This is a genomic window from Ruoffia sp. FAM 24228, assembly GCF_045528575.1.
Taxonomy (GTDB): Bacteria; Bacillota; Bacilli; order Lactobacillales; family Aerococcaceae; genus Ruoffia; species Ruoffia halotolerans.
Map to the genome: position 1 here is coordinate 25,461 of NZ_JBGQQZ010000007.1, position 18,529 is coordinate 43,989.

At 37.0% G+C, this 18,529-nt stretch carries 18 protein-coding genes; 16 read left to right on the forward strand and 2 right to left on the reverse strand.

All coding sequences use genetic code 11. The features are described 5' to 3' along the window. Positions 1-8 precede the first annotated feature (8 nt). Positions 9-1,148, forward strand: a complete 1,140-nt coding sequence (locus tag ACEN33_RS02125; protein WP_407089436.1) for a hypothetical protein — start codon at positions 9-11, stop codon at positions 1,146-1,148. Positions 1,149-1,272: 124 nt separating this feature from the next. Here the strand turns inward: ACEN33_RS02125 and ACEN33_RS02130 are convergent, their stop codons facing one another. Continuing rightward, entirely contained in the window at positions 1,273-2,214 is a 942-nt protein-coding gene (locus ACEN33_RS02130; RefSeq protein WP_407089437.1) for a YdhK family protein, read from the reverse strand. Positions 2,215-2,364: 150 nt separating this feature from the next. Between ACEN33_RS02130 and ACEN33_RS02135 the strand changes: the two genes are divergently transcribed. The 5 genes from ACEN33_RS02135 (at position 2,365) to ACEN33_RS02155 (ending at position 7,878) form a co-directional block, all read left to right on the forward strand. Further along, entirely contained in the window at positions 2,365-3,300 is a 936-nt protein-coding gene (locus tag ACEN33_RS02135; protein WP_407094455.1) for a 2-keto-3-deoxygluconate permease, read from the forward strand. Between the two features lie 219 nt (positions 3,301-3,519). Further along, on the forward strand, positions 3,520-5,019 hold the full coding sequence (locus ACEN33_RS02140) for a nicotinate phosphoribosyltransferase (RefSeq protein ID WP_407094456.1): 1,500 nt from the start codon (positions 3,520-3,522) through the stop codon (positions 5,017-5,019). Between the two features lie 3 nt (positions 5,020-5,022). Further along, the gene (gene nadE, locus ACEN33_RS02145; protein WP_407094457.1) at positions 5,023-5,850 is read left to right on the forward strand and encodes an ammonia-dependent NAD(+) synthetase; all 828 of its coding nucleotides are present in this window, start codon (positions 5,023-5,025) and stop codon (positions 5,848-5,850) included. Between the two features lie 34 nt (positions 5,851-5,884). Continuing rightward, on the forward strand, positions 5,885-6,883 hold the full coding sequence (locus tag ACEN33_RS02150) for an MraY family glycosyltransferase (protein WP_407093769.1): 999 nt from the start codon (positions 5,885-5,887) through the stop codon (positions 6,881-6,883). A gap of 128 nt (positions 6,884-7,011) precedes the next feature. Next, positions 7,012-7,878, forward strand: a complete 867-nt coding sequence (locus tag ACEN33_RS02155) for a DegV family protein (RefSeq protein WP_407094458.1) — start codon at positions 7,012-7,014, stop codon at positions 7,876-7,878. Between the two features lie 43 nt (positions 7,879-7,921). On the opposite strand, the gene ACEN33_RS02160 is transcribed toward ACEN33_RS02155, so the two are convergent. After that, positions 7,922-8,575 carry a YigZ family protein gene (locus ACEN33_RS02160; protein ID WP_407089442.1) on the reverse strand — a complete coding sequence of 218 codons (654 nt, stop codon included), beginning with the start codon at positions 8,573-8,575 and terminating at the stop codon, positions 7,922-7,924. A 203-nt stretch (positions 8,576-8,778) separates the two neighbouring features. Between ACEN33_RS02160 and ACEN33_RS02165 the strand changes: the two genes are divergently transcribed. The 10 genes from ACEN33_RS02165 to hpf all read left to right on the forward strand — a co-directional run bounded on the left by ACEN33_RS02165 (position 8,779) and on the right by hpf (position 18,491). Beyond that, the gene (locus ACEN33_RS02165; protein ID WP_407089443.1) at positions 8,779-9,645 is read left to right on the forward strand and encodes a DegV family protein; all 867 of its coding nucleotides are present in this window, start codon (positions 8,779-8,781) and stop codon (positions 9,643-9,645) included. A 146-nt stretch (positions 9,646-9,791) separates the two neighbouring features. Continuing rightward, on the forward strand, positions 9,792-10,871 hold the full coding sequence (locus tag ACEN33_RS02170; RefSeq protein WP_407089444.1) for an LLM class flavin-dependent oxidoreductase: 1,080 nt from the start codon (positions 9,792-9,794) through the stop codon (positions 10,869-10,871). Positions 10,872-10,884: 13 nt separating this feature from the next. After that, complete coding sequence (locus ACEN33_RS02175) at positions 10,885-11,961, forward strand: LLM class flavin-dependent oxidoreductase (RefSeq protein WP_407089445.1); 1,077 nt, start codon at positions 10,885-10,887, stop codon at positions 11,959-11,961. A 14-nt stretch (positions 11,962-11,975) separates the two neighbouring features. After that, positions 11,976-12,545, forward strand: a complete 570-nt coding sequence (locus ACEN33_RS02180) for an NADPH-dependent FMN reductase (protein ID WP_407089446.1) — start codon at positions 11,976-11,978, stop codon at positions 12,543-12,545. A 587-nt stretch (positions 12,546-13,132) separates the two neighbouring features. After that, positions 13,133-14,512 (forward strand): DEAD/DEAH box helicase, encoded by a 1,380-nt coding sequence (locus ACEN33_RS02185; RefSeq protein ID WP_235888824.1) that lies wholly within the window; start codon positions 13,133-13,135, stop codon positions 14,510-14,512. Then, a complete protein-coding gene (locus ACEN33_RS02190) occupies positions 14,493-15,272 on the forward strand; it encodes a ComF family protein (RefSeq protein ID WP_138405266.1) in 780 nt (259 codons plus the stop codon). The genes ACEN33_RS02185 and ACEN33_RS02190 overlap by 20 nt, the downstream gene beginning before the upstream one ends. 201 nt (positions 15,273-15,473) lie before the next feature. Then, complete coding sequence (locus tag ACEN33_RS02195) at positions 15,474-15,689, forward strand: hypothetical protein (protein WP_407089447.1); 216 nt, start codon at positions 15,474-15,476, stop codon at positions 15,687-15,689. Between the two features lie 13 nt (positions 15,690-15,702). Next, positions 15,703-17,040, forward strand: a complete 1,338-nt coding sequence (locus ACEN33_RS02200) for a TrkH family potassium uptake protein (protein WP_407089448.1) — start codon at positions 15,703-15,705, stop codon at positions 17,038-17,040. 11 nt (positions 17,041-17,051) lie between these two features. Next, positions 17,052-17,711, forward strand: coding sequence for a potassium channel family protein (locus ACEN33_RS02205; protein ID WP_407089449.1), 660 nt, complete (start codon positions 17,052-17,054; stop codon positions 17,709-17,711). Between the two features lie 225 nt (positions 17,712-17,936). Next, on the forward strand, positions 17,937-18,491 hold the full coding sequence (gene hpf, locus ACEN33_RS02210; RefSeq protein WP_407089450.1) for a ribosome hibernation-promoting factor, HPF/YfiA family: 555 nt from the start codon (positions 17,937-17,939) through the stop codon (positions 18,489-18,491). Positions 18,492-18,529: the final 38 nt, after the last annotated feature.

Here is an 18,529-nt window from a genome sequence, read left to right on the forward strand (position 1 = left end):
GTGAAAAAATGAAAAAATCTATTAAAATATTTTTTAGTTTATTGACAACTGTAACAATGGCATTCGGTGTCGTAGCACCCACTGTTTCAGCTCAAGACACTAACTGGGACGAAGTCCTAACTCAACTTAATGAGGTAAACCAAGAGGTAGTATCTATGGAAGGTGACGGAACAATTAATGTTTCTGCCGATCAATTTATCGATGCTGCATTAAACTTTGACTTCCGTTATAACGTAGAAGAGGCTTTTGCACTTGAATTAGCTGGAGACGTTACGGGTGAGTTAGTTACAACCGATGCAGAAGGTAACCCATCTACAATGCCTTTAGATTTCGCAGGACAAGCATCAATAATTGATGGTATTGCTTACTTATTTGATGGTTCAAGTTGGATTGTTGAAGATGTATCAGCTCAAGAAGAGCAAATTGCTGCCGAATTTGATAGTATGATGGCCCAAATACAAGAACAAGCAGATACAATGAGTAACCCTGAATTGACTCAAAAATACTTTGATTTAAGTGAGACGGATTCTGAATACGTGATGACTTTAAAACAAGATATTAATCCAGATGAATTCTGGGCAGATATTGAAAGTCACGTAGACATGGAACAAATCAAACAAGAAACTATTGACCAAACGATTCAACAAGCAGAAGCAAATGGACAAGAATTTACTGAAGAAGATCGTCAAACATTAGAAGAACAAATGGATCTTTCAATGGAAGCAACTAAGAGTGTCATGTTCCAATTAGTTGATACGATGGAATTCCGTTACTCTAAAGAAACTTACTACTTAACTCATATGTTAATGGACTTTAGTTTGGATAGAGCAAACATGGAAGAAATCGCTGCTGATATGGGAGAAACAACTGAAGGAATTCCAGAAGACCTTAATGTAGCATTCTCTATGGAATTCAACTTTGCTAACCATGGTGAAGTCTTTGATATCGTAGTTCCAGAAGGAGCACCAACTTTTGATGAAGCTAGCTCAACTGAAGAGTCAGCAACAGAAGGTACTGAATCATTAGAAGAAAGTACAACTGAAGAATCAGTTCCTGCTGAAGAAACATCAGAAGAAACAACTGAAGTGCCTGCTGAAGAATCGTCAGAAGAAGAAACGACTGAAGAAAGCTCAGAAGCTGCAGAATAATTTATGATTGATTTAATACCGCAAAGGTTCGCCTTTGCGGTATTTTTTTGTTGCAGTGAATTTTAGGGTAAAAGTAAGTAAAAAAAAATATCCTCCCGAAACGGGAGGATAGGGTTATTCGTAATTATTCAGTTCCTTCACTGCTAGAGTCTTCCGAACTAGATTCTTCAGGTGTACTTTCTTCACTTGATTCTTCATCTGAACTTTCCTCAGGAGTAGACTCAGACTCTAATCCAGATTCTTCATCTGACGATGATTCTTCGCTTCCACTTTCATCTTCTGACGATGATTCTTCGCTTCCACTTTCATCTTCTGATGATTCAGGAGTAGACTCTGATGTAGCTGGGGCAGTTTCTTCTGCGCCATCTAAAGTTGCTAACTCATCTTCTGTTACCCATTTGTGGTTAATGACTTCTTCGCCACTTTCAGTATCGATGTAATCAACTAAGTAAACAGTTGTTTCATTTACGGCATCGATTGTAGCCATTGCACCTTCCATACCAGGCATATGATAAGCTTCAACTGTCACTTCATCACCGACTTCAAACGGTGCGTCTACGTCTTCTTGATCAGCTGCTTCAGCAATTTCTTCTTGCACTATCCAACGGTGATTTTCTACGGGTTCACTGTCATCTGTTGGTGTGTAAGAGATTTCGTATGCAGTTGTATCAAAGGCAGCAACAACTGTCCCTTGAGCGCCTTCCATACCAGGCATATGTGTTGCATTAATTTGAACATCGTCGCCTACTTTATATGTAGGTTCGCGTTCAATCTTAATATTTCCAGGTAAGCGACCTTCGTCATCATGCGTCATTTCTCCAGGTTCTTCCGTTGTTGATTCACTTTCTTCACCTGTCACAGCATCGCTAATATCACTTGCTGCGTCATCAACTGTATCCCCAACCGATTCAGATGCATTGTCAACCGTATCACCAATCGATTCAGAAATTTCGTCTACTGTATCTGAGTCTTGAGCAAATACGCCATTTAAACTTGTTGCGGAGGATGCTCCGAATAATAACACTGCTGAGAGCACCATTGCACTTTTACTAATGTATTTTTTCATATATAACATCTCCTCTATTTATTACTATAAAACAAATTTAAATCGATTTCAAAAAATATGATTAATACGTTTACACAGCATGTTTAATAGTTACAAGTGTTAAACATGCTATGATAGGATTTCCAATAAATAAGGGGAGTTGAAATTTTAGTGTTAAATGCGATTAAAAAAGTTCCTGCAGGAACTTTTCTAGTCCCAATGTTGATTAGTGCAATTTTATATACTTTTTGGCCAAACTTGTTCCAAGTAGGCGGTCTAACTGAACATATTTTTGGAGGTTCAGGAACGAACGGAATCGTTGGTGCGATTGTTTTTTGCTCGGGAACTGGGATTGACTTAAAGAAAATCGGATATGCTTTAAAACGTCAAGGTGTTCTATTGTTAGTTAAATTTGCTGTTGGAGTTGGATTAAGTTTATTGTATATTTCAATCTTTGGCTTACCAGGAGTTTTTGGAATTAATGCCTTAGCATTTACAATTGTTATTTGTTCAATTAACCCAGCTGTGTATTTATCATTAATGCAACAATACGGAACGGAACAAGATACAGCAGTTTACGGTATCACAGGTCTATTCAGTATCGCTGCAGTTCCAATGATTGTATTTGGTATATCAAGTGGGGGCGGCATGGACTGGACGCCTGTTTTAAGTACACTTATCCCGATGGCAGCAGGGATTGCCTTTGGCAATATTGATCCGAATTTTAGAAGTTTATTCATGCCCGCTTTACCAGGTTTAACGATGTTAATGGGTTGGAACTTAGGTTACGGGATGAACTTAATTGAAGCGTTCCAAGCAGGAGGAGCAGGAATTATTGTAACAATTGTCTTCTATATTGTAAGTGTCATCTTTGTTGTTATTGACCGCAATGTCTTAGGCAATGATGGGTCCGTTGGTGCGACATTTATGACAGTTGCTGGATTATCAGTTTCAACAGCAGGAATTTTAGGAAGTATTTATCCAGAGGTTCTTGGAGAATACATAACTGCCGCTGCATCTGAAACATTAATGGCAGTTGTCATCACCAGCGTGATTACACCTTCAATTGTTGCTAAATTATCGTCACGTGAGAATAAATTATCATAATAATTTTATTAGGCAAGAGACTTTTCCGGAAGTTTCTTGTTTTTTTATTGCTTCATAAAAGCCCATTAAAGTGTAATATATATGAATTCTTGCTCATTTATGCTATATTTAAAATAATTTAAGTGATGCTCGAATAATTAGTGGCGAGTTTAAAATACACTATTAGTTATGTGATATAATATACAAGAAATGAAGTAAACAGTTTACTGGAGGATGCTTATGTATAAATTTGAAGATGATAGTTTAATGTTACACACAGATCTGTATCAGATTAATATGTTACAAGCCTATTGGCAGAATGGAATGGATCAACGCAAAGCAGTCTTTGAATCTTATTTTAGATCAATACCTTTCGAGAATGGTTTTGCTATTTTTGCAGGGTTAGAGCGGATTTTAAATTATATCAATAATTTGAAATTTACTCAGAGCGATTTGGACTACTTAAGAAGCTTAGAAATATATCCGGAAGAATTTTTGACTTATTTAGAGAATATGGAATTCAATTTAACCATTCGTTCAATGCGAGAAGGTGAATTATGTTTCGCAGATGAGCCATTGATTCAAGTTGAAGGTCCGTTAGGTCAATGTCAACTAGTTGAGACGGCCATTCTAAATATGCTGAATTACCAAACTTTAATTGCGACGAAAGCAGCGCGCTTAAAATCAGTCGTTGACGAAGACGATTCTTTAGCAGAATTCGGATCACGTCGTGCTCAAGAAACAGCGGCGGCGATTTGGGGATCAAGAGCGGCTTATATTGGCGGGTTTGATTCGACAAGTAATGTGCGTGCAGGGAAATTATTTGGTATTCCCGTTTCTGGAACACATGCTCACTCATTAGTTCAAGCGTACCGTGATGAATATGAAGCTTTTACTGCTTATGCTAAAACGCATAAGAACGTGGTGTTCTTAGTAGATACATACGATACTTTACGTTCAGGTGTACCTACCGCAATTAAAGTAGCGAAGGAACAAGGTGATAAAATTAACTTTATCGGTGTTCGAATTGATTCAGGCGATATGGCCTATCAATCAAAACGTATTCGTGAACAATTAGATGAAGCAGGGTTCCCTGATGCGCGCATCATAGCATCTAACGATTTAGACGAGAAGACTATTCTGAACTTGCGTATGCAAGGGGCTAAAATTAATGACTGGGGTGTTGGTACAAAACTGATTACAGCTTATGACCAACCAGCTTTAGGTGCCGTATACAAATTAGTAAGTATCGAAAACTCTAAAGGCGAATTAGTGCCAACAATGAAAATTTCAAGTAATGCAGCCAAAATTTCTACACCAGGAATAAAACAAGTGTGGCGTATAACACGTAACCATGATGGTAAATCAGAAGGAGATTACGTGGCACTTATTGGAGAGCGTCCAGACTTAGAAGAGTCACTCTTTATGTTCCACCCGGTTCATACTTATATTAATAAGACTGTCGTTGATTTTACCGCACGTCCACTACTTACCGAAGTTTGGAAAGACGGTAAATGTGTGTATGATTTACCATCAGTCGACGAAATACGTGACTATGCGGCTCATAATATCTCTGCTTTATGGGATGAGTACAAACGTATCTTGAATCCAGAACAATATCCAGTCGATCTGTCTCAAAACTTATACGATGAAAAGATGCGTAGCATTAAAGATATTCGTGATAAAGTTGACAATCATGTCCTTGAGATAGAAGAAGAGCTTTCAAAGGAAGGTGAGTAAGCAATGCGCCCATTACAAAAAGAAATCATCGAAGAATTAAAAGTCTTACCTGAGATTGATGTCCAAAAAGAAATTCGTCGCTCGGTTGATTTTTTAAAAAACTATTTATTAAAGAATCAAGGACTCTCTACTTATGTTCTTGGAATTAGTGGCGGACAAGACTCGACTTTAGCAGGAAGACTTGCTCAAATGGCTATTTCTGAATTGCGTGCGGAAACTGGTGATGAACGTTATCAATTTATCGCGGTTCGTTTACCTTATGGAGTTCAAGCAGATGAAAGCGACGCTCAACTAGCACTTGAATTTATTCAAGCCGACCAAACAATGACGGTTAACATTGAAGCAGCCACAAATACAATGATTGAAGCTGTTGAAGTCAATAATATTGAAGTGAATGATTATCATAAGGGGAATGTCAAAGCACGTCAGCGTATGATTGCACAATTCACCATTGCAGGTCAACTAGCAGGAGCCGTGATTGGTACAGACCATGCGGCTGAAGGTGTGACAGGCTTCTTCACAAAATTCGGAGACGGGGCTGCAGATATTCTGCCGCTCTGGCGCTTAAACAAGAGTCAAGGAGCAGAAATGTTGAAAGAACTTGGTGCTGTCAAAGAACTTTATGAAAAAGTTCCGACAGCCGATTTAGAAGAAAATCGTCCACAACTAGCTGATGAAGATGCACTTGGTGTGAGTTATAAAGCGATTGATGCTTACTTACGTGGGGAAGATGTGGCTGAAAAAGATGCCAAAGTCATTGAAGATTGGTTTATCAGAACACGTCATAAACGCCATTTACCTATTACGGTTTATGATGATTTTTGGAAATAAATTAAAAGATTTGTGAGTTAAAGGAGGGAGAATGTTGGCAGTCATAACTGTAGGCGGATGGAATATATTGCTGACATTCATCGCTTCTTTTTGTTTTACTTTTATATTGCAAAAGCTACTTCCTAACAAAGACGGGAAACCGCCTAATTATGGTGGTATTGCTGTGTTTGCTAGCTTTTGGCTGGGCTTTTTTACGATGTTTCCAGTCTTGCTTTTTAGCAGTCCGCAATGGAATATCTTCTTAGCCTCTGCCATTGTCTTAATCACTGGAATTATCGATGATACCTTTGATTTAAAACCTTGGCAGAAGACTTTAGGGGTATTAATCGCGGCGAATGTCATTTATTTTTATACGGATGTGGCTTTTTCATCTGTATTAATCGCTGAAGTGCCGGCTTGGTTATTTGACTCATTAGGTTACGTATTAACAATTGCTTGGATCTATTTTGTAACGAATGCGATGAATTTATTAGATGGGTTAGATGGTTTAGTCAGTAGTGTTGCGACAACAAGTTTAGTGACACTGACAGTCATGATTTACATTTCAAGTCTGTCAATTCGACTCACTCTCATTATGATGCTCGTTTTATTAGCAGCATCGATTCTAGGTTTTTTACCATTTAACTGGTTTCCTGCCAAAATATATTTAGGTGACACAGGAGCATTATTTATTGGGTTCATGTTCGCGACCTTAACAGTGTATAATTTAAAAAACATCAGTATATTTTCACTGATTGTGCCGATTTTATTTTATGCAGTACCATTATTTGATACTTCTTACGCCATAGTGAGACGATTTTTAAATGGACAATCGATGGTTGAGCGAGATGAGGATCATTTGCATCACCGTTTACTTCGTCAAGGTTTTACCGTGCCGCAAATTGTGATATTGATGATTGGGATTACGCTTGTTTTTTCAGTATTTGCGATATTTTCGCAACTTTATCATCAATTCCGTTGGGTCTTTATTTTTCTATCTGGAGGGCTCATCGTACTACTGACGGTCTTTATGTCGCGCCTTGATAATAAATAGTAACTGAAAGCATCGCTTTTTCGATGTTTTTTTGCATTTTTCGGCCATATAATACATACATAGTTAATGTTTCTTTGTTACAATTCGTAATGATTAAAATACAACCAAGTCATTTGAAGGAGATAGATATGAAAACTGCGTATATAATAGATAGTTCATCGAGTATTAATGAAACTCTAGGAAACCGTTCTGATGTTTATGTGCAAAATCTTGAAGTCACTTGGGGAGACGCTGCATATACCGATACAACGGATTTAAGTTTGATGAAAGAATTTTATCAACGCTTAGAATCAACGGAAGATTTACCGAAGACATCGCAACCTAGACAAGGGAAATTAAGTGAATCCTTTGATGATATTGTTCAAAAAGGGTTCGATTCAGTAATTATCATTACACTAGCGTCAGCAATTAGTGGGACGTATAATACTTTCCGTATGATTAGTGAGCAATATCAAAAGTCTTTAGATATTCGAATGATTGATTCCAAGGGAACGTCATACGTTGAAGAGCGACTGTTAGAATATTCGATTGAATTAAATGAAGCTGGTTTTGATTTGGATACGATCGAAGAAAAATTAAACCGGTTCTCTGAACAAGCAAAGATTTATGTTGTCATTGAAGACTTGAATGCGATTGTGAAAGGTGGTCGATTAAGTTCGTTCGGTGCCTTTCTAGGAAGTACCTTAAAAATCCGTCCGATTTTAAATTTTGATGATGAGGGGAAAGTCAAAGTGTTTGAAAAAGTTAGAACAACTAAAAAAGTTTATCAAAGGTACCTAACTCTAGTGGATGAAGCTGTGGCTAAATATCCAGATGGTATTGATTTGACCTTAGCACATGGGGACTGTGAAGACAGTGCTTTAGAAGTGAAAGAGTTAATATTGGAAAAATATCCGGAGATGTCTTTTAGAGTAGGCTACTTAACCCCCGTTCTTGGAACGCATGGGGGTAAAAACTCATTAGGAATCGGAATTTTACCAAAGTTACCAAAATAAAAAAGACTAGCATTAAGTGAATTAATACTAGTCTCTAATTGCTTTAGTTAGGTTGTGTAGATGTTACTGGAACATCAACGGTTTGTTCACCGATTTCAGTCCATTCGATTTGCCCACTGAATAGGTCGATTAATTCTTGATGGACCGGCTCAATGTCACCTAGATACAAAGCTAAGGTTAGAGACACTTTATCTGTATACTGAGTGTCAAGAACTGTAATAGGCGTACTCGTTTGTTCCAAGTAGTAGTTAAAGTTATCCACTTGATTATATTCTAATGTTAATTCAATCACCATTTGCGTTGCATTCGCAATCAATTTAGCGTGGTTTAGCGTTTCGCTGACCGACATACTATAAGCGCGAATTAAGCCACCCGCACCCAGTTTTGTTCCGCCAAAGTATCTTACGGTCACGGCCATAATATAGGTTAGATTGTTTCGCTTTAAAACTTCTAACATCGGAACACCTGCGGTTCCACTCGGTTCACCATCATCACTCATACGTTGAATCGATGAATCTGCGTTTAAGATAAAGGCTTGGCAATGATGCGTCGCTTTATAATGTTTTTTGCGGATCGCAGCAAGTTGCTCATTGAATTCTTCTTCTGTTTGAATGGGAATTAGATACGTAATAAAGCGAGATTTCTTAATATCAATCTCATGAATAATCGGTTCTTTGATACTATAATAATTAACCAAAGTGATGCTCCTTGTCTATGTAATTGTCTTATGACTATATTATCATGCTTAAACTACTAGCTCAAATAAGTAAAAAGAACATTGAAGCTTTAGTATAAGAAAAAATGGTAGTATCACTAGTTGACATAAACCTATGAATTCCATAATATAGTCTAATCGAGATGAATAAAATCATCTTAGAATCTTATAGAAAGGAGACCAGAATGAAACCAGCAATTATTACTGATAGTACAGCATATTTATCAGAAGAATTGAGACAACTTCCAAATGTTTATCAAGTAAACTTAAATGTTATTTTTGAAGATGGTTCGATTGCCCATGACACCAATGATCCAAAAGAGCAAGAAGCATTCTTCAAACAGTTAGAAACTCAATCCTCACTGCCAACAACGTCACAACCGTCTGTTGGACATTATTATGACACAGTGGATCAAATTATTGAAGATGGTTACGATACTATCTTTGCTATTCATCTATCTAGTGGGATTAGTGGTACATTCCAAAACGGGAAAATGGTTTTAGATGAATATAAACATCTGATTGATAGCTACTGTATTGACTCTTTAGCAGCGTCTGTTGCGATGGAGGCCATCATCGAGAACATCATTACTTGGTGTCAAGAAGGTGTTGACGCTGAAGAGATTTATCGACGTGCCACTTGGCAAGCAACGCATTTGGATATATATTTAATGGTCGAGAACTTAGACAATTTAGCTAAAGGCGGTCGTTTAAGTACGACAAGTGCCGTCTTGGGAAATTTATTAAAAATACGTCCACTATTATACTTTAACGAAGAAGGTAAAATCGTATTATTTGAGAAATTACGTACAAACCGTAGAGTGTATCAAAGATGGCATGAACTTGTTCAAAAAGCATCCGAAGAATACCCTGATGGGATTGAAGTGCGATTTGCACATGCTTTAGACCAAGAAGAAGTTGAGATAATCGCTCAAGGCATGGAAGCAAAATTCCCAAATATAAACATACGTATAAATGGTTTAGGAACGGTTATTTCAACACATACTGGTAAAGGAGCAAAAGGGATGTTAATCCTCCCTCTAATAAATTAATTGCAATTATAATATATTAAATATTAACAAGCCGTTCTTGGCTTGTTTTTTTTTAGCGAATTTTATCAAGAATGGTCAAAGATGGTTTATACTATAAGAGAAACGTAGTAAAATGAATATATAAATATGACGAAAGTGAGGATGACATGTCTAAATCGAGTTTGATTCACAGTCCTAATCCTAAGATTGATACATCGAATGGAATAGAATTTGGACTTTACTCATTAGGAGATCATTTACCAAATCCACATACTAAAAAGCGTATTTCAGCCAAGGAACGGATTCAAGAAATTATTGAATTAGCAAAGCTTGCTGAAGATGCTGGTTTCGATATTTTCCAATTAGGCGAGTCTCATCAGGAATATTTCGTATCACAATCACACTTACTTATTCTGACAGCAATTTCAAAAGCGACGAAAAATATCCGATTGTCATCGGCAGTTACAACGATTGGCGTATTAGACCCAGTTCGAGTTTATGAAGATGCAGCGACCTTAGATTTAATATCGAATGGCCGAATGGAATTAATTGTAGGACGTGCATCAAGGTTTGGTTCCTTTGAGTTATTAGGTTATAATAGTGTTGCTTATAAAGAATTATTTGAAGAAAAATTTGAGTTATTATTGAAACTAAATAAAGGTGAAAGAGTCACTTGGGAAGGTGAGTTTAGAGCACCTTTAAATGATGCATTAATATTGCCGCGTCCTTTAAAGAATCATCTACCTATTTGGCGAGGCTTAGGGAATACAATGACTTCAGCAATTCGTGCAGGTGAATTAGGCGTGCCTGTGTTTCAAGCGACATTAGCAGGAGCGGTCATGACCTACGCAAACCGCATTAATAATTTTAGAAGCGCTGCCAAAGAAGCAGAGCATGATATTGATAATATTCCTGTCGGGACGGGTGGTTGGGTCTTTATTCGTGAAAGTACGAAAGAAGCCTACCGTCAAGTTTATCCGCATATCAATGAAGGTTTTAAATTAACGAATGGAGAGTCTTTCCCCAAACGTGCATTAGCTCAAGGACAAAGTATTAAAAGCGTTGTAACTATTGGAGAACCATCACTCATCATTGAGAAAATTTTGTACCAACACGAAGCGTTTAAACAACAGCGATTTAGTGCTGAAATTGACTTTGCCGGGATGGAGTTTGACGAAGTGAAAAAGACACTCTACTTATTAGCTGATAAAGTTATGCCCACTGTAAAAAAATATACGAAGTCATAGAAAGGAAATCACTATGAAATCTCAAAAAAATACATTACCACAAATTGATACATCAAACGGAATTGAATTTGGTCTTTACACATTAGGAGATATTGTAACCAATCCACATACAGGTGTTAGAATGTCTGAGAAAGAGCGTATTGACCAAATCATTGAGATGGCTTTACTTGCTGAACAAGCAGGAATGGATGTGTTCCAAGTAGGGGAATCACATCAAGAACATTTTGTGTCACAAGCACACATGATTATTCTATCTGCGATCGCTCAAGCAACCAAAGATATCAAACTAACTTCTGGTGCAACCATTATCAGTACATCTGATCCAGTCCGCGTTTATGAAGATGCGGCAACCATTGACTTAATTTCAGACGGAAGATTCGAAATAGTCGCAGGGCGTGCTTCTCGTGTCGGAATCTTTGATTTATTAGGTTACAAATTAGATGACTATGAAGCTTTATTTGAAGAAAAGCTAGATTTATTACTTAAAATTAACCGAAACAAACGTGTCACATGGGAAGGGGAATTCCGTGCACCTCTAAATGATGCGCAAGTTCTTCCAAGACCGGATAATGAATCAGGTAGCTTGCCAATTTGGCGTGCGGTTGGTGGTTCTTTAAATTCTGCTAGAAACGCAGCGATTGCAGGTATTCCGCTTTACTTAGCTTACTTAGGTGGCCCTGCTGAAGCCTTTAGACACTTAACGGATGCTTACCGTGAAACTGCGGTTCACGAAGGTTATGACGTAAACACTTTGCCAGTCGCAACAGCGAGTTATTTATATGTTCGTGAAGACGCTCAAAAAGCATTCCAAGAGTATTACCCACATGTAAACTCAGGAATGGTTCACTCGAATGGACAGTCATTCCCTAAACAGCAGTTTGCTCAAGGACTAGATTCAAGAAGCATCATTAATGTTGGAGATCCAAGTTTAGTTATTGAAAAGTTACTATATCAACACGAAGTCTTTGGAATGGATCGCTATGTTGGGCAAATCGATTTAGGTGGTGTTTCAACCGATGACATCAAACGTACGATTGATTTATTAGCAACAAAAGTCATTCCAGAAGTTAAAAAACATACTAAGAAATAGCTAGGAGTAATCGATTGAAAATTTTAATATTATCCGCTTCAACCGGTGGAACTAAAACTAAGAAAATAACGACGACTTTTTATAATTTGATGAAAGAGTCCTACGAAACTGAACATGATATTCGCTATTTAAATATTCAAGATAAGAAAATTCAATTCAGTGATGGACGCAATTATTTAGATTATTCGGGTGATACATTAGAAGTAGCGTCAGCAATTATGGAAAGTGATGTCATTATGTTTGGCGCACCAATCTTCCAAGCATCGATTCCAGCTGCTTTAAAAAATCTGTTTGATTTATTACCCGTTCGAGCCTTTGACCGAAAAGTGATCGGACTAATTATTACTGGAGGATCACTACGCCATTACTTAGTTCCAGAAACCCAAATTAAACCAATTATCCATTATATGCATGGAGTTATTATTCCAAAATATGTTTATGCTATTGACACGGACTTTAATACGGATGGCAAAGTCAATGATGAAATCGAATTGAGATTACAAACTTTACTGGATGATACGATTTCAATCTCAGAAACTTACAAGGAAGTTTGGAATAAACAAGACGACATGTTTGGTTTTTAGAGGACGCGACTATGGAAATCGAATTTTTCACAATTCTGTCTGCTCGTATTGTTATATCCAATCCAGACGTTTGCAAGAGATTTTAAAGAAATTTCCAGAAGCGACAGTAAAACAACGGTCATTTCCTTTGAACCTGCACAGTGAAGAACTGCGATTTTAACCGCGAAGATCTTTTGACATCAATTATATTCCTGCCTTAGTGATGAATGGAGAAATAGTTATCAAAGGAGCCCTTCGCCCACAACTGGTTCAAGAAAAACTTAATAGTATTCGCCTATCATAAGCAATGACCGTTTTTCAGTGAAAACTGAGGAACGGTTTTTTTGTTGTCTGGAATCACAGTACGGCGTCTTAGGCCAAATGAGATTGTGGTTTGTCTTTAATTACTTCAACTCAAGTCAAATGGGAATGCGGATCGTCTTTAGTGTCATCAAAAGCAAATTTTTATAAAAACTTAATAATGGAAACACCTTAAAAATACGTATTTATATATAGAACGGTAAGCGTTCAAAAAATACGAAAGGCTGGAAGAAATAGTGATTCCAATCCAACAAGAAGATTACCTAAAAAATCTGCGGGGACGACTTTTGACTAGTGCAGAAGTAGAACTGCAATTAAGTGACTTAGATGAAACACCACAACTCAATGAAGTATTAGACCAAATGGAGCAACAACCAGCAATTGAAATAACTCAAGATGGTTATTGCTGTCGGCGTTGTCGTAATCAACAATCTAAATTATTCACCGCCTTACCCACTCAAGCCGTCTTCAATTTAACAGATGAGCGCGTGTACTGTTTAAATTGTCTACAGATGGGGCGAGTTCTTCAAGGCGATTCGCTTTATTACTTACAAGACCAACAAAGTTATCTAACAACACCAACACAGAGTAAACTCACTTGGCAGGGAACTTTATCACCTGAACAAGCACGCGCTTCAAAAGATTTAATTGAAAGTCTAGAGGACAGTGACCGGACCCATATGGTGCATGCGGTGACAGGAGCAGGCAAGACAGAGATGATTTTTCCAGTGATTGATCACATTATACGACGCAACGGTCGAGTCTGTGTAGCGTCGCCTCGTATCGATGTTTGTATGGAATTGAAACCCCGACTTCAAGCAGCTTTTGAAAGTGTTGATGTCACTCTCCTTTATGGTGGAAGTGAGGAAGGGTATCGTTATTCTCCGATGGTAGTGTCTACGACTCACCAGTTATTAAGATTTCAAGACGCTTTTGATTTATTAATTGTTGATGAAGTCGATGCTTTTCCCTACGTCAATGATGTCAGTTTACATTTTGCGACGCAAAGAGCAGTGAGAAAGCTCAATGGGAAGTTGGTTTATTTAACTGCAACGCCTGATCAACATTTAACGCAAGAAGTAGCTAATAAAAATATGACATCCACCATTCTTCCCGCAAGGTATCACCGGAATCCGCTTCCCGAGCCGCAATTTTTTTGGATAGGTGATTGGCGCCAACAAATTGAAAAACGCAGAAAAAGACGACTGTACTCATTGCTCAATTGGTTTCTAAATCTAGAGGGAGTGAAATTAGTCTTTATGCCAAATATTCGCTTGGCGGAGAATCTGTTTGCATGGTTGAGTAAAGCTTGGCCAGAATTGAAGATTGCGGTAGTTCATGCAAAAGATTCCCAGAGAAAAGAGAAAGTGCAAGCATTGCGTGATGGTAATTATGACGCGCTGATATCAACGACCATCCTTGAAAGAGGAGTTACTTTCACCAATTGTCATGTATGTATTGTGGGATCAGAGAGTCAACTATATTCAACATCAGCTTTAGTTCAAATGAGCGGGCGTGTCGGTCGTAAACCTAATTTTCCCACCGGAGAATTAATTTATGCCCATGGAGGTAAGAATCTTGCAATGCTAGAAGCACGTAAGCAAATTAAGGAAATGAATCAATTGGCTAATGAAAGGGGATTAATCGATGACTATAGCTCAAAGTGATATCTGCATAATTTGTAGTGAACACCTCAATCATTACTTATCTATTAAGCAATTATTTACTTTTAAACCATTAGCGTTTCCAATTCTTTGTCGAACATGTCAAAGTAAATTTAATTTACTAATCCCGCATACTGATGACTGCAAAGGTTGTGGGCGGCCTTTAGAGGTTAGCTCTAAAAATGTTTTTTTAAAACCTATAGTCATATCTCAGCAGGCGTATTGTTTCGATTGTGCGAATTGGCATAAAAATACACCGAGTCAACTAATCAGTCACCAAGCCTTATTTGACTATAATGAAGCGATGCAAGAGTGGATTGTAAATTACAAATACCATGGTGACGTTCGTATGGCTGCCATTCTATCCCCATATTTAAAAGAGGTTTATGAAAAATACAAGGAGTACCAATGGGTAGTATTACCAAGTTCCCCGAAAAGTTTAAAAATCCGACAATTCCACCCTACTGCTTATTTACTTGATGTAGCAGACATACCCTATCAAGTTCCTTTTGACTATATCGGTGACGGCGTAAAGCAAGCAAAAAAATCAAAAAAAGAAAGATTAAATCTAAATAACACCTTTAAAATTAAAGAAGAGGCACTAGACTTGTCAAAAGAAAACTGGTTAATTTTTGATGATATTTATACGACTGGAGCCACGCTTATTCATGCTAAAAAAATTTTGTATCAATTTTATGAAGAACGTGATAGAATAATCCGGTTAATAAGCGTTAGTGTTGCTAGAGACCAATTGAGCGAGTAATAACAAGGCTTTTAATTGTGTTTTAAATAAGGGTATGCTAGTATAGGCTCATTATAAAAAGAAAATGGTGAATACAGATTGAATAGGCGGACACTTGCTGTTTTTATTATAATAATCACGGCAATATTATGCATATTTGAATGGTCATATGGCTTAGGTTGGTTATATGGTTGGTTCTTTATTTTCATACGAAGAACATTCATGTACAAGTATTTAAATTATGTATCTGATAAAAAATCATTCAATATGGGACTATACATTCTTTATACTGTCCTATCATTTGCGCTTGTCATTGGAACAATCTACTTAGCGATTCAAATGCAAGAATGGATTCACCCGGTTTCAGTCCTTGTAGCCTACATCATTGACTACATTCTTTGGATGATCAAAAGTATGAGTCAAAGCAGAAAGGAGTGAGTTGTAAGAAAAAATGAAAAATCGAATCATAGATAAATTAACTATTCCGCAAATTGTAGTCTGTATATATTTGTCACTTATCCTAATTGGTGGGTTTTTGCTCATGTTACCAGTGTCTTCACAAGCAGGTAATTGGACGAATGGCGTTGATGCGATATTTACAGCTACATCTGCTATTTGTGTGACCGGTCAAGTCACTTTGAATACAGCAGAACATTGGAGTCCCTTTGGCCAAACCATTATTATTACCTTAATTCAAATTGGAGGGCTTGGATTCTTAACGATTTGGATGCTTTTTTTCACTATACTCGGTGCAAAAGTTAATCTTAAACAACGAAATCTAGTTCTAGAAACACTGAATTTATCTTCAAGTTATGGGATGCAAGATATCGTAAAAAGTATCGTGAAAGTGTCTTTAACTATTCAAGCACTGGGGGCTTTAGCGTTAAGTTTTGTTTTAATCCCAAGACTCGGGTTAAGTACCGGCTTTTTTTATTCAATCTTTCATAGTATTTCAGCCTTTAATAATGCAGGATTTGATTTATTTGGAGATAGTTTAATCGGCTTTCAAGATAACTCTTATATCCTTTTAATAATCGCGAGTTTAATATTTTCGGGTGGTTTAGGTTTTATTGTTTGGATGGATATTATCTCTTTTCCGAAGAATAAAAAACTGACTCGTTATTCTAAATTCACCCTAATTTTGACGGGGATTATTCTGACAATCAGTATAATATTTATTGGTTTATCAGAATGGCGCTATGGGACATTCAATCACCTTTCTCTTGGCGATCAATTAGCCAATATTATCTTCATGGCGGTCACCCCAAGAACAGCAGGGTACGCGAATGTTGATTACATGGACGTTTCTCATGCAGGTTTATTTATGACCTTCATATTAATGTTTATCGGTGGATCTTCTGGCTCAACCGCTGGGGGAGTGAAAGTGTCAACAATCGGGCTGGTTGTTATGTTTATGTACCGAATGTTTAAAGGGGAAGAAATTAATGTCTTCTCGAGACATATCTCTTATGACAACGTTAAACGCGCGTTCTTCATTATCTTCGTGGGTATCATTATGCTAATATCGAGTTCAATGATTCTCTTTATAACCGAAGAGATTCCGCATGGTTTTGGAATGGAGTATATCTTAATGGAAGTCATGTCGTGTTTTGGAACGGTTGGTTTGTCACTTGGTTTGACACCAGATTTAACAGTTATAGGCAAATTTGTCATGATGTTATTAATGTTTGTTGGACGTGTCGGATTAATGACTTTCTTTTGGTCATTAGGCGGACCAAAGAAAGAATCTAAAGTGCATTATCCAGAAATGAATATTATGGTAGGATAAAAGGAGAAATTATGAGAAGAAAAACAATTGCCGTGTTAGGCTTAGGTTTATTTGGAACATCACTAGCGCGTACTTTAACTAAAGAAAATATTGATGTTATTGGGATGGACAAAAATATGGATCATGTTGAAGAGATTATTGATGAAGTAGCTCAATGCCTTCAAGGTGATTTTACAAAGATTGATCAACTGAAAGATGCCGGTGTTGGTGACTGTGATATCGCAGTTGTTGCAACATCACAAAGATTAGAAGACACTATCCTAGCTATTCTCCATCTACAAAAATTAGGCATCGAAAAAATTATCGTCAAATCTAAAAATGCGGATTACCGAGATGTCTTACTAAAAGTTGGTGCGGACGGTGTCATATTACCAGAAGTAGAGATGGGTGTTCGAATTGCACGTGAATTAAGTAACCCAACGGTCCATGAATTAATTGGACTTGATAACCGTAACAATATCAGTATTTTCCCAGTAAAAGACAAGTGGATTGGTAAGAAAATAAGCCAAATGAATTTCCGTGAAAAATACGGTACGAATATTATCGCCATTCGCAAAGAAAATACGGAGCAGTTTCACGTGGAGTTCACTGGGGATTATATCATTCAAGAAAATGATGAATTTCTTGGGATTTCGACCGGTGATACTTTAAGACAACAGTTTCGTAATTAATACGAAATCTAGAGAGTGTTTACGTTTTCAATATACTGGATCTATGATATAATAAATAAAAGTGGTAGATAACTACTTTTTTTCCTAATCACTATTTATTCTTTAGAATCAAATGTTAAGTGAGAGGTAAAGTTGAGTGAATAATAGAGACTTGCATTTATTCCATATTAACTTTGAGTTTAATTAATTCATAGTATTAGAAAATATTGGAAAAGAGGGATTAGTATGTTTAACTATAATGTACGTGGAGAAAATATCGAGGTTACACAAGCAATTCGCGATTATGCAGAGAAAAAAGTTCAAAAATTAGAACGTTTCTTTACAGACGTTCCGGACGCAACTGCTTATGTAAATTTAAAAGTATATTCTGATAAAACTGCAAAAGCTGAAGTAACAATTCCATTACCATTCTTAGTTCTTCGTGCAGAAGAGACAAGTGAAGATTTATATAAAAGTATTGACTTTGTCGTGGATAAATTAGAACGACAAGTAAGAAAATACAAAACAAAAATTAACCGTAAGTCAAGAGAACGTGGTTTCGAAGGCTTATACCCAGATACATCTGCTCCAGCGGAGCCAGTTTCTGAAGACCCAGAATTAGAAATCGTTCGTTCTAAACGAGTAGATTTAAAACCAATGGACAGCGAAGAAGCAGTTCTACAAATGAACATGCTAGGTCATGACTTCTTTATTTATACAGATGCTGAAACAATGGAAATTTCAATTGTTTACCGTCGTAAAGATGGTCGTTACGGCTTAATAGAAACCTCATCACTCTAATGACAGCATTATAAAGATATTAAAAGGCAAGGGACAAT

Bases quoted from the DNA above. Each gene is read 5' to 3' on its own strand.
- ACEN33_RS02125 (WP_407089436.1), top strand. From the start codon at position 9: ATGAAAAAATCTATTAAAATATTTTTTAGTTTATTGACAACTGTAACA.
- ACEN33_RS02130 (WP_407089437.1), bottom strand. From the start codon at position 2,214: ATGAAAAAATACATTAGTAAAAGTGCAATGGTGCTCTCAGCAGTGTTA.
- ACEN33_RS02140 (WP_407094456.1), top strand. From the start codon at position 3,520: ATGTATAAATTTGAAGATGATAGTTTAATGTTACACACAGATCTGTAT.
- nadE (WP_407094457.1), top strand. From the start codon at position 5,023: ATGCGCCCATTACAAAAAGAAATCATCGAAGAATTAAAAGTCTTACCT.
- ACEN33_RS02155 (WP_407094458.1), top strand. From the start codon at position 7,012: ATGAAAACTGCGTATATAATAGATAGTTCATCGAGTATTAATGAAACT.
- ACEN33_RS02165 (WP_407089443.1), top strand. From the start codon at position 8,779: ATGAAACCAGCAATTATTACTGATAGTACAGCATATTTATCAGAAGAA.
- ACEN33_RS02170 (WP_407089444.1), top strand. From the start codon at position 9,792: ATGTCTAAATCGAGTTTGATTCACAGTCCTAATCCTAAGATTGATACA.
- ACEN33_RS02175 (WP_407089445.1), top strand. From the start codon at position 10,885: ATGAAATCTCAAAAAAATACATTACCACAAATTGATACATCAAACGGA.
- ACEN33_RS02190 (WP_138405266.1), top strand. From the start codon at position 14,493: ATGACTATAGCTCAAAGTGATATCTGCATAATTTGTAGTGAACACCTC.
- ACEN33_RS02195 (WP_407089447.1), top strand. From the start codon at position 15,474: ATGTACAAGTATTTAAATTATGTATCTGATAAAAAATCATTCAATATG.
- ACEN33_RS02200 (WP_407089448.1), top strand. From the start codon at position 15,703: ATGAAAAATCGAATCATAGATAAATTAACTATTCCGCAAATTGTAGTC.
- ACEN33_RS02205 (WP_407089449.1), top strand. From the start codon at position 17,052: ATGAGAAGAAAAACAATTGCCGTGTTAGGCTTAGGTTTATTTGGAACA.
- hpf (WP_407089450.1), top strand. From the start codon at position 17,937: ATGTTTAACTATAATGTACGTGGAGAAAATATCGAGGTTACACAAGCA.